Annotated in this window: 10 protein-coding genes; 6 read left to right on the top strand and 4 right to left on the bottom strand. The window is 43.5% G+C overall.

Annotated features, from left to right (window positions below; translation table 11 throughout):
• The 5 genes from folP to JMX94_RS03770 all read left to right on the top strand — a co-directional run.
• A partial coding sequence (folP, locus tag JMX94_RS03790; protein ID WP_201563329.1) for a dihydropteroate synthase occupies positions 1-746 on the top strand: 746 nt, incomplete at its 5' end.
• A gap of 125 nt (positions 747-871) precedes the next feature.
• Positions 872-1,171, top strand: coding sequence for a succinate dehydrogenase assembly factor 2 (locus JMX94_RS03785; protein ID WP_201563327.1), 300 nt, complete (start codon positions 872-874; stop codon positions 1,169-1,171).
• 40 nt (positions 1,172-1,211) lie between these two features.
• Complete coding sequence (locus tag JMX94_RS03780; protein WP_201563325.1) at positions 1,212-1,661, top strand: hypothetical protein; 450 nt, start codon at positions 1,212-1,214, stop codon at positions 1,659-1,661.
• A gap of 286 nt (positions 1,662-1,947) precedes the next feature.
• Entirely contained in the window at positions 1,948-2,676 is a 729-nt protein-coding gene (locus JMX94_RS03775; RefSeq protein WP_201563323.1) for a YidB family protein, read from the top strand.
• Positions 2,677-2,988: 312 nt separating this feature from the next.
• Complete coding sequence (locus JMX94_RS03770) at positions 2,989-4,446, top strand: anion permease (protein WP_201563321.1); 1,458 nt, start codon at positions 2,989-2,991, stop codon at positions 4,444-4,446.
• A 33-nt stretch (positions 4,447-4,479) separates the two neighbouring features.
• Here JMX94_RS03770 and JMX94_RS03765 read toward each other — a convergent pair whose 3' ends face one another.
• The 3 genes from JMX94_RS03765 to trmB form a co-directional block, all read right to left on the bottom strand.
• Positions 4,480-5,598, bottom strand: a complete 1,119-nt coding sequence (locus JMX94_RS03765; RefSeq protein ID WP_201563319.1) for a regulatory protein RecX — start codon at positions 5,596-5,598, stop codon at positions 4,480-4,482.
• Between the two features lie 57 nt (positions 5,599-5,655).
• A complete protein-coding gene (recA, locus tag JMX94_RS03760; RefSeq protein WP_201563317.1) occupies positions 5,656-6,714 on the bottom strand; it encodes a recombinase RecA in 1,059 nt (352 codons plus the stop codon).
• A 1,088-nt stretch (positions 6,715-7,802) separates the two neighbouring features.
• Positions 7,803-8,684, bottom strand: a complete 882-nt coding sequence (gene trmB, locus JMX94_RS03755; RefSeq protein ID WP_201563315.1) for a tRNA (guanosine(46)-N7)-methyltransferase TrmB — start codon at positions 8,682-8,684, stop codon at positions 7,803-7,805.
• Positions 8,685-8,943: 259 nt separating this feature from the next.
• On the opposite strand from trmB, the gene JMX94_RS03750 reads away from it, so the two are divergent.
• Positions 8,944-9,873 carry a DUF2628 domain-containing protein gene (locus tag JMX94_RS03750; RefSeq protein WP_201563313.1) on the top strand — a complete coding sequence of 310 codons (930 nt, stop codon included), beginning with the start codon at positions 8,944-8,946 and terminating at the stop codon, positions 9,871-9,873.
• A 29-nt stretch (positions 9,874-9,902) separates the two neighbouring features.
• Here JMX94_RS03750 and JMX94_RS03745 read toward each other — a convergent pair whose 3' ends face one another.
• Positions 9,903-11,789: a monovalent cation:proton antiporter-2 (CPA2) family protein gene (locus JMX94_RS03745; RefSeq protein WP_201563311.1), complete on the bottom strand. Its 1,887-nt coding sequence runs from the start codon at positions 11,787-11,789 to the stop codon at positions 9,903-9,905.
• Between the last annotated feature and the right edge of the window lie 27 nt (positions 11,790-11,816).

Below are 11,816 nucleotides of genomic sequence, written 5' to 3'. Positions count from 1 at the left end.
AAGAGATGATTGCCGCGGGTGCAAGCATTATCGATATCGGCGGTGAATCTACCCGTCCAAATGCGCAAGCTGTAGCGACTAGCGATGAGATACAGCGCGTTGTTCCAGTGGTCAAAGCGATTCGTCAGCAGCTAGGAAGCATAGGTAAAGATATTTGGCTCTCTATTGATACCAGTAACCCGGCGGTTATGCAGGCAGCTTTTGATGCCGGCGCAGATATCTGGAATGATGTACGAGCGCTTAAGCGTGATGGTGCGGCGGCAATGGCAGCCAAGCTGGATATTCCTGTCATGCTGATGCATATGCGCGGTGAGCCGACGACGATGAATAATTTCGCACAGTATGATGATGTGATTAAAGACGTCCGTGCCGAGCTAGCAGCGCGTATTGATGAGATAACGAATGTCGGCGTTAAGCGTGAGAAAATAATTATCGATCCAGGTTTTGGCTTTGCAAAAGACTATGAGCATCATCGCGCACTATTAAGTCAGCTTGATAACCTGCAAACGCTTAAATTGCCAATAATGTTTGGTATTTCACGAAAGCGCTTTTTAGCAGAAGTACTGACTAAAAGTGGAGTCGAAGCCGTTGCTACTACCCAAGCGCTAGAGCGTGATGCGGTAGGAACGGCGGCTGGACTCTTTGCGCTGCAACAGGGCGCTAGTATTATTCGTACCCACAATGTCGCTATGATGCAGCAAGCCGTGGCATTATGGCAGCAATTATCAAGTTATCATCAAGGCTAATAGGCTACTACCTTTTTATAAACGGTATCTTTATAAATACAGCTTAATCCTATTATTTATTAACCTTATTATTTATCTAAATGTCTATTCAGTTAAATACCATTTAAACCTACGGGAACACTTTTATGACGACTAGCAATCAACCAGAGCCAAACAATCAACCAGAACCCACCCTCGAGCAACGCCGCATTATTTATCAAGCCCGCCGCGGATTAAAAGAATTAGACTTTTATATTGACCCTTATATTAAAGAGTTGTATTTAACCGCTGACCCCAGCGAACAGGCAACTTTTGCAGAAATGCTGACCCATGAAGACCCTGATTTATTGGATTATTTTACCAATCAAAGCCGTCCAGAAAATGAAGCCATATGGGATTTGGTCAATAAAATCAAAACATGGCGCCATAGTAAAGACTTGACGTAATTATTTAATATTTATTTTAAGCCTGCTTGGGTATTCAATTATGATATCGCCAACTTCGCTACGTATCGATGCACCTATTCAGCCTGCAAGCTGTTTGCGCCTGTTATTTTATATGCTCTTAGCAAGTGTGATGGTGATATTGACAGGACTTGCGTCCTTGGCGTTGTGGCAGTATGTACTGATATTTGTGGTTAGCGTCGCCGTCGTCAGCTACTTGGCGTTATCGCGCCCGATATTAATGCATCTAAGCCAGCCGCCATTGAATAAAAGCGTTTATCAGCATTGGCAACTACTCATGCGTAGCAGTCGCGGTGATGCCCTATGGCAGGCAGAGCTTACTGCGGTCAGTAGCTATCCATGGGTTATATGCTTAAGCTTTATTGTCATAGAACCTTATCAGCGTCATTTATCAGTAACGGTATTTCGCGATCAAGTCAGCGCAGAACACTGGCGCGAATTAACGATTTTGGCACATAGCATTTCTCATTAAACTGCCTAAATAAAGCCAGTCCTATGCATATGACTGGCATTCCTTTTATCTATCTCTCTTTTTAATCGCTAACGATCTACTACATCTCATAACAAAACGCCTATCTAGATAGCGAAAGAGATTTGCTATATTGCAATTAAGCGTCAATAGCTAACTTATTTAAGTGTTTGTTTAAACCGACCTGTTTATAACCACTTGCCATATTTCTGGTAAATGGCTATTTGCATGAGTTAACTGAATGCAAAGCTTTTGATAATGACTGTTTTATAATAAAAAGGAAGCGATTATGAGTTTATTAGGGAATTTAGTGAGCCAAGTTGCCCGCAGTGCCATGGATCCAGAAGACGCACGGCGCAATCCGGTCAATCAACGTATCAATCCACGCCGTACCGGTGGATTAGGGGATATCTTGGGCGGCGTATTGGGCGGTGGTAATCAGCCGAGTGGCTACAATCCGCAGCAGTATGAACGCCGCGCTGATAATGGCTTTGGGCTAGACGATATCATTGGTGGGCTCACAGGTGCCAACCAACGCGGTGGTATGAGCTCAGGTGCTGGTGGACTTGGCGATATTTTAGGTAGCGTATTGGGTGGTCAGGCGACTGGCGGTCGAACTTCTAGAAGTGGCTTTGGCGGTAAAGGCATGCTGATTGCTGCGCTTATGCCTATGGTGCTCAGTTGGATCAAACGTAATGGTGGTTTAAGTGGCGCTTTATCAAAAATCACCGGTATGGGTTATGACAATCAAGCGCGTTCTTGGATGAGCAATCAAGAAGCCAATGATAATCTGGACCCTAATGAAATTACCCGTTTATTTGATGAAAGCGAAATCCAGCAGGTAGCCGCGCATACTGGCGCAAATGAGATGGAAGTACGTCAAGGTCTCGCTGAGCTGTTGCCTGAAGTGATGAATCAATTAACGCCCAATGGCAATTTGGATAATGAACCTGAAGCCAATGAAGAGATTGATCAAATTATGAATCAATTATCGAGCCGCTTAGGGACGTTGAAATAATTGACCACTTTGAAATTCAATATGATTAAACGTCAAATTTAGCCAAGATATCACAAAAAAGGAGCGCTTTTAATAAAGTGCTCCTTTTTTATGACCAACGATTTAACGCTGTTATTAATAACTTATCTCTGTATATTTATGCTGTATGCTAAATAAATATGTTAAAAATGGTCAACAATAGAAAAATGCTGATATAAATCTTATAAGATGTTCATATGACCCATGTATTTTTCCTATCGTAGTTACTTTGCGATAGCATCTCATATGACATGACTGTGTGATTTTATAAGCATTGATAAGGATATATTTCTCATGCCATTTAAACCTATCCAAGCAGCGATTGCCATTGTAGTTGGTTTAATCATTTGGTTTGTTATTCCGGTACCAAACGGGGTCACACCCGAAGCGTGGCATATGCTGGCTTTGTTTATCGCTACTATTGTCGCCATCATTGGTAAGGTGTTACCCATTGGCGCGATTGCCATTATTGCCGTTACCTTGGTGGCGCTTACTGGGGTGACCAATGAGAGTCCAAAAGAAGCCATCGCTGATGCTTTATCAAGCTACTCAAGTCCTCTGATTTGGCTGATTGGTATTGCCGTGATGATATCGCGTGGCTTGATAAAAACGGGTTTGGGTCGGCGTATCGCGTATTATTTTATTTCTATTTTTGGCAAAAAGACGATCGGGGTTGCGTATTCTTTAACTGCCGCAGAGTTGATGATAGCGCCTATCACGCCATCTAATACTGCTCGAGGCGGCGGTATTATTCACCCAATTATGAGATCAATTGCGCAAAGCTTTCATTCTACGCCAGAAGAGGGCACCCAAAATAAAATTGGCCGCTACTTAGCGATGGTCAATTACCATGCAAATCCGATTACGTCCGGTATGTTTATTACCGCCACTGCGCCAAATCCATTGGTGGTAGATTTGGTCAATAAGGCAACGGGTAGTGAGATTCAGCTGTCATGGACGACGTGGGCGGTGGCGATGTTTATACCAGGGATGCTATGTTTATTATTAATGCCACTGGTGATTTATCTGATTTATCCGCCCGATGTCAAAGTAACGCCTGATGCCAAGAAATTTGCCAAAGACAATTTGACCGAGATGGGTCAGGTAAGCTTGCAAGAAAAAATCATGCTGGGCGTCTTTGCGCTGATGTTGATATTGTGGGCGAATATCCCAGCGCTAATCTTTGGTGAACAGTTAAGCGTTGACGCCACCACCACCGCGTTTATTGGCTTGACGACCTTGATATTGACTGGCGTTTTAACTTGGGATGATGTACTGAAAGAAAAATCGGCATGGGATACGATTATCTGGTTTGGTGCTCTGATTATGATGGCGTCATACCTTAACAAACTCGGCCTTATCAGCTGGTTCTCTGATAATATCGAATCAATGATTGGCATGATAGGAGTCGGTTGGGTCGGCGCTGTGGTTATTTTGACTTTGGTCTATCTCTATATTCACTATTTCTTTGCTAGTACCACCGCGCATATTACCGCGCTGTTTGCCGCTTTTTATGCTGTCGGATTAAGCTTAGGTGCACCGCCGATGTTATATGCGCTCATTTTAGCCGCCGCCGGTAATATCATGATGACGCTTACCCATTATGCAACGGGTACTGCGCCCGTTATTTTTAACTCAGGCTATGTGACATTAGGAGAATGGTGGAGTATTGGCGCCATTATGAGTGTGGTAAATCTGGTCGTATGGATCGGCGCTGGTTTGATTTGGTGGAAGCTGCTTGGTTATTATTAAAGGTTAAAAGTTAAAGGTTAAAAGTTAAATGAACTAAAAACGCTCATCCAATGTCCCCAAGGTATAGTTGAGCGCCTCAAAGCAGATATCGGTATTAAAGCCGCGATATTGTAAAAAACGTAGCTGACGGGCTTTGTCTTTTTGTTCAGTGGGTATGTCATCGCCGTATTTTTTGGTACGTGCGCTGACTGCCAGTTTTAGCCAGTCAATGCCTTCAACTAAATTGTCGGCACTGTCGTCTATAAACTCGCTAAATTCTTCCGATTCTGCATTCGCCATATCGATAAGCTCGTCGATATTACCGGGCATGGCAATTTTTTTACGATAAAATTCCTGCTTAATACGCCCACGTCCGCGCCCTTTGCGAATATTTTCCCGAATAAGCATCAGGGTAGTACGATAATCACTTTGATAGCCTTTTTCTTCAAACTCATCGAGCAGGGCATCGATTTTTTCTGGGTCTTGTTCTTTATCCAGCAGTTTTTGCTTGAGCTCAGCCTTGCCGTATTCTCGGCGCGATAAATAATAGAATGCCAACCAACGTAAGCGGCTTTCGGCTTTGATAGCGTCAATTTCAGCTTGTTTCTGTTCAGGAGTGCGTAAATACGCTTTAAGCGCCGCGGGTAGGTTGTCGGCTGTGCTATCGGCTTCAGAATCACCATCATGGTTATGGCTTGCCGTTAGCGAAGAGGAATAACTCGAGCTTTCTAGATTGTGCCCCGTGTTAGTCTCAAGGTCCTCATCGTTTTTATGACCGTGAATATCTTGCTTAACCTCAGCCAGCATCTGCTTAATACTTTGCGCTTCTGGTGGCTGATAAGCAGGCACATCAGTAGGCTCAGGGCTAAAGTTAGCCGCTGGGTGAAAACGCTTTTTACGTTTCTTGGATCTAGTAGAGTTTTTGCTAGTAGAAGAGTGAGCGTCAGCTGATTCTACCTCGAGGCCAGAGTCGTCGGATAACGAATAATCTTCACGAGAGTAGGTTGAGTGCTTGCGCGTCTTAGCCGTTTTTTTTGGCTTGTCTTGATAGGAGTGCTGAGAATATTTGACAGACTCAGAGGATTTGACAGGTTTTTTTGCTTTGATAGTAGGACTACTCGCTGAATCGGCGTCCGATTCAGCAAGTATTTCAGCTAAGGTTTTAATTTTCATAACAATTTAATTTTCATAACAAGTCATGATCATTGATAACGGTGAATAATGAAGCCGCTATTGTACAGGTTCAGAAGCCACTTCTTCATTGGCTTCGTCAGTATCTGTGGCTTTAGCTTGTTTTTTTGTCCCAAGCTTTTCATCACGAATTTTAGCTTCGATTTCTTGTGCAATCGCGGGATTTTCTTTTAAGAACAACACAGAATTGGCTTTACCTTGACCGATTTTTTCATCGCCATAGCTATACCAAGAGCCAGCTTTGCCAACTGCGCCAATCTCAACACCCAAGTCAATCACTTCGGCTAAATGGTTGGTACCTTCACCATAAGTAATCTCAAATTCTGCTTGGCGGAAAGGCGGTGCCATCTTGTTTTTGATGACTTTAACACGGGTTTGGTTACCGATGATTTCATCACCGTTTTTAACCGCACCGATACGGCGGATATCCATACGTACCGAGGCGTAGAACTTAAGCGCGTTACCACCAGTCGTGGTCTCAGGGCTACCGAACATCACACCGATTTTCATACGGATTTGGTTAATAAACACCACCATACAATTTGAGCGTTTGGCATTACCGGTAATTTTACGTAGCGCTTGGCTCATTAGACGTGCTTGCAGACCCATGTGTGAGTCGCCCATCTCGCCTTCAATCTCCGCGCGCGGCGTCAACGCAGCCACGGAATCAATGACAATCATATCAACCGCCCCAGAACGCACTAGCATGTCGGTGATTTCAAGCGCTTGCTCACCATTGTCAGGCTGAGAAAGCAGTAGGTCATCAGTGTTCACGCCAAGCTTGCGCGCATAAACTGGATCTAGTGCATGCTCAGCATCGATAAAGGCGCAGACACCGCCTTGCTTTTGGCATTCCGCAATTGCTTGCAGCGTCATGGTTGTTTTACCCGAGCTTTCTGGGCCGTAAATCTCAACGATACGACCTTTTGGTAGACCGCCAATACCAAGCGCAATATCCAGACCTAACGAGCCTGTTGATACCACATCCACATCAAGAATGGCAGAGTCATCACCTAAATGCATGATGGTGTTTTTACCAAACTGCTTTTCGATTTGACCAAGGGCTGCTTTGAGGGCTTTGGCTTTATTTTCGTCCATATAGGACTCCTTGTTATTAATAATAAGTGTAAATAATGAGTATGGGTAATAAACGTACTGACTATTTAGAACTACTCGTCACAAACCACTTGCTCAATGGAATAGCTTACAGGCTCAGTCGTCAGTAAGGGATGTTTTCAAGCAAAGTTGAAGTGGCTGGAAATATTAGGTTTCAGACGGTGATATCGAATATATCACCCTACTATACAGTAAAATTCAATAATGAGAAAAGCAAAAAAAAGTTCATAATTTTTGCTAGTAAATAAGCGTAATAATGTCAGTAAGCTTAGTTAGCACGTGCTTTTCACGTAATTTTTAAGCCACCCTGTTTTATATCACTGTTGATTAGATAAGGCAATTATAACAAAATCCAAGGCTAATATTGAGGGTGCTGAGAGGCTAAACGACAGTGAGTGTCGTATGATGTTCTATTGAAATATTCCTAAAACAGGCTTGTTTTAACTTTCAGTTTTGAACTTGATGACAGTGTCATTTGTCAATAGATTTATGAGTTGTCCACAATAAAAAAGGTATTTTTATTGAGCGCTTGTGAAACATCCATAACGGTTAAATTAATTTAAAAAATATTAAAAATATATTACTTTGCTTTCAAATATCATATAAGTAATTGATTTTAAACGTTTTAAAAATTGTACAAAAAATGAACGATTTTACCTAACCCTTTAAGCTGCCTAGGGAAATACTTGTCAAGTGGCGACTTATACACAGGGTTATCCACAGCTTATGGGGAGAACTCACGAAACCCTTATCCTATCAATGTTTGAGCAGATATGAAATATTGCATGCAAGCCAAATATAGGCTATTTCTGTTTTTGCAACTTTAAATTTAGTCATAAAATTGCTGTCTAATGCCTATGTTTCACATATTGCTTGCGGGTATCTAGTGGATATAGAGCAAGGACTTAAAGGCTTTAACGATTTAAAAGTAGCTCGCACAACGCGCGACGCCTTATATATCAACAGATAAAGTAAGGTAGGAGAGATATTCAGCCATAAAAAAACGGCTAAGTACTTTTTCAGTATCTTAGCCGCTATAGGGCAAGATCGCTACGGTAGTGCTATCGAGATTAGTCTTTGATATAGATTAAATCCCAAACGCCATGTCCGCGCTCTAAACCGCGGCGCTCAAACTTGGTCATTGGACGAAAGTCAGGACGGTCGGTGAAATTACCTGCGCCTGCTTGATTGGTCAGCCCTGCAAAACCATCCAACACTTCAACCATCCAAAAGGCATAATGTTCCCAGTCAGTCGCCGTATGGAACCAGCCGCCTTGCTTTAAGCTGCGCGTGACAATCGCCATGCGCTCAGGGCTCACAAAACGGCGTTTATAATGGCGCTTTTTTTGCCATGGGTCAGGGAAGTAGAGCTGGATACGATCAATATGGTTTTCTGGTAACTGTTTCAGCAATTGGATAGCATCACCGTTAATGATTTTAACGTTGGTTAAACCTTGTGTACCTGCCATATAAGCGCATTTACCGATACCTGGCTCATGAACTTCGACGCCAACGAAATTGCGCGTCGGCTCAGCAGCGGCCATCTCAATAAATGAATCACCCAAGCCAAAACCAATCTCTACCGTAAGCGGCGCGTCACTGCCGTTAGGGCTATGTGCAAATAGCACTCGCAAATCGTTAATGCCATCAAGATTGCCATCACCGAAACTGTTATTGACTAAGTAATGCGCAAACTCTGGCGCAGTCAGTGCCAGCTCAGCATTCTTATTCATATGCGTACGGCGTTTCATAAAGGTATTAACGATACGAATATGTTTACCCTCTGTAGGCTCATTCTGGCTGCTAGCATCGGCATCAATGCTAGTGGCAGTATCGGTGGCAGCCTGAGCTTCAGGGTTCATAGGGTTAGTGCTATTAGGGTTTTGCTCATCAGTAGTACTATTATTATTAGCACCATTGATGTTGTCATTGATATCAGGATGTTGACTCATAGGATTAACAAGGCTTAATTAGGTGGGTAAAGTTGCTTCATTATAAGTGAAATCGTGACCACTGTGAACGGACAATCCAATTTTAGTAAGTTTGCCATATATTCTATGTATCGCTACAGTTTCTCTAAATTATACAAGGCTATAGACGGATTTTCTCGATACAGATTGCATATATATGGGTTTTCTATCACTGGCTTTTGGCGTTATCATATAACAATCCTTGATACCGTATTTTTGAGAATCTATAGAGCAGACTGCCATGTTATTTATCGAGACGGATTCGCCGCCACCATTTTATCAAGAGCAGCTCACGCCTGAAAAGCGTCAGCAGCTGGATAAATGGTTTATCAGTCAGCGTAGTCAGTCATATTATCTTAAGCGCTTTGAGGAATTTGATAAGCAGGGGTATCTGTCGCCAAAATGGCATTGGGCGGCGTTTTTTGTCACCTTTCCTTGGCTGCTATATCGTAAGCGTTATATGGATGCGATTGTTTATAGCGTTGCCGGTTGGTCGTTTATTCAGCTTAATGTGGCACTGGTATTGGTGGCGTTTGAATTTGTCGCGATGCCTTATATTGCCGATGCTTATCAGATGGCCATACGTATCGCTATTGCGGCGCTGATATGGCTGTTTTGGTCGGTGATGGTTGCACGCTGGACGGACGCTTATTATTACCGTATGGCAAGGCGCGAGATTGTTGATGCTATCAATGATTATCCGCGTGATGAGGCGGCGCAAAAAGCGCACTTGCAAAAAGAAGGTGGGGTCAGCTTATTTGGCTTGGGCTTGGGCTTTGGGTTTTTTGCCTTTGCTTTAATGGTAATAAAGGTGCAGTTTTTACCCATTGTTGCCAAACCCAAAGAAAACGAAGTATTGTTTGATGCTTACGATACTGCTAAAACAGCGCAAAATCGTGTGGCGCTGGCGTATCGGCAAACAGGGCAGTGTCCTAGCAATCTTCCTCTAGACATGGGTACAGAGCAGGTACATATCGCTATCGACAGTAAAGCCGCTGGCGTGCCAGCAACGGATTGCGCGGTCATAGCTACCATCCAGAACGTTAAGTTTCCGATTCGCTACCTAAATAATCAAACGCTGGTTTTTTATCATGTGCCCGATAGCGATAATTGGAACTGTATGACCTCACTCAATAAAAGACAGGCGCCTAAAGGTTGTAATGAGAACTAAAGGTTTTTGACACTTGAGATTTTTGACACTTAGGGTTTAGAGTCAGTGGCCAGATCGTCTTTCTCATCGACTGGTATTGCTTGGCTCTTTAGGGCGTCATAAAAATCGGTCAAATCCATTTTACGGGCTTTATCGATATCTTCATCAAATAGACTTTCAAGCTCGGCCATCGCTGACTGTGCCGATTCAATTAAGCTGGCTTCATCGCCATAAATTGCTTGCTGACGTTCAATCAAATCATCATCATAATCACGGAAGGTTTGTACCGTCTCGCGTGCCTTTTCTGGTGATATACCGAGCAGCTGTAATGATTCACGTGACATATCTAAAGACGATAAATAGGTCTCCCGCCAAATATGACGCACACCGACTTCACGCAGGCGATAATAGTGCTGGCGGTCACGGGCGCGCGCTAATACAATCATATCAGGATAGTTTTTACGCAAGTATTGGGCGGTAGTGATAGAACGCTCTAAATCATCGATGGCGAGAATAAAGACGCGTGCTTTTTTAATGCCAGCAGCGCGTAGTATCTCAGGGTTTTTTGGATCGCCATAATAGACTTGGTTACCAAACTTACGCACGAAATCGACGCGATTTGCCGAGCGTTCAATGGCGGTAAATTCGATATTATGCATACGCAGCACACGACCAATAATCTGACCAACGCGCCCAAAACCGGCAATAATCACCTGATGCTCATGATCGGGAATGGCATCGTACTCGCGGCTTGGTTTGCTTTTAGCAAATATTGGCTCACCGATTTTTTCTAAGAGTAAAAATGCCAGTGGCGTCAGTGCCATAGAAATGGTGACGATAAGATTTAAAGTATTGGCAAGCTCAGGACGCAACACATTTTGCGCCGTTGCGACACTAAATAACACAAAGGCAAACTCACCACCTTGAGCAAGGGTCACGCCCAAGCGGATGCTGGTCGGCCAGCGATTGCCTGATATTTTGGCAATGGCGGTAATAACACCGAATTTAATCACCATCAATGCCATGGCACAGCCGATGATAAAAACAGGCTTTGCTAAGATGAGTTTGACATCAGTTAGCATACCGACCGACATAAAAAACAGCCCAAGCAGCAGCCCTTTAAAAGGCTCAATACTGGCTTCTAACTCATGACGATATTCAGAATCTGCTAACAATACGCCGGTTAAAAACGCCCCCAATGCCATCGATAAACCGATTTGCCCCATCAAAATAGACACGCCCATGACGATAAATAAGGCGACGGCGGTTAAGAGTTCTGATGCGCCACTAGACGCCACAAATTTAAAGAAAGGTCGAATGATATAACGGCTGGCAAAGATAAGTCCGGCAAAAACGGCAAATACCTTGCCAAAATAAATCAAATCGTAGCTTTGTTCGCGTACTCCTGATAAAAACGGAATAACGGCTAATAAAGGGATAACGGCAATATCTTGGAATAATAAAATGGTAAAGGCTTCACGGCCATGGGTACTTGAAAGCTGCTGTTTTTCTGTCAGGATTTGTAGGACAAAGGCAGTCGATGATAGGGCGAGACCAAAGCCGACAATAAAAGCGGTATCAAGTGGCAAAGCAAAAAACTGATGTAACAGCCACATTAATAGCGTGCCAGTCAAACCGACTTGTAAGCCACCAAGGACAAATATCGAACGCCGTAGCGCCCATAATCGTGAAGGCTGCAGCTCAAGGCCGATGATAAAAAGCAGCATGACCACGCCAAACTCAGAAAAGTGTAATAAGCTTTCCGCATCGCCTGCAACATCTAAACCACTGGGGCCTAATATCAATCCTGTGATGAGATAGCCTAGAACCGTCGCGATGCCAAAACGTTTACCAAGGGGTACAAAGAGCAGGGCTGCTCCCAAGAAAATAGTAGCTTGTAACATTAAATTTGGTGAGCCGGCGGCGGCAGCGAGCATCTGGAATCCTTAGCAGTAACGATAAAA

It is taken from the genome of Psychrobacter sp. CMS30 (assembly GCF_904846565.1).
Lineage (GTDB): Bacteria > Pseudomonadota > Gammaproteobacteria > Pseudomonadales > Moraxellaceae > Psychrobacter > Psychrobacter maritimus.
This window is presented reverse-complemented; position numbering and strand designations above follow the sequence as displayed.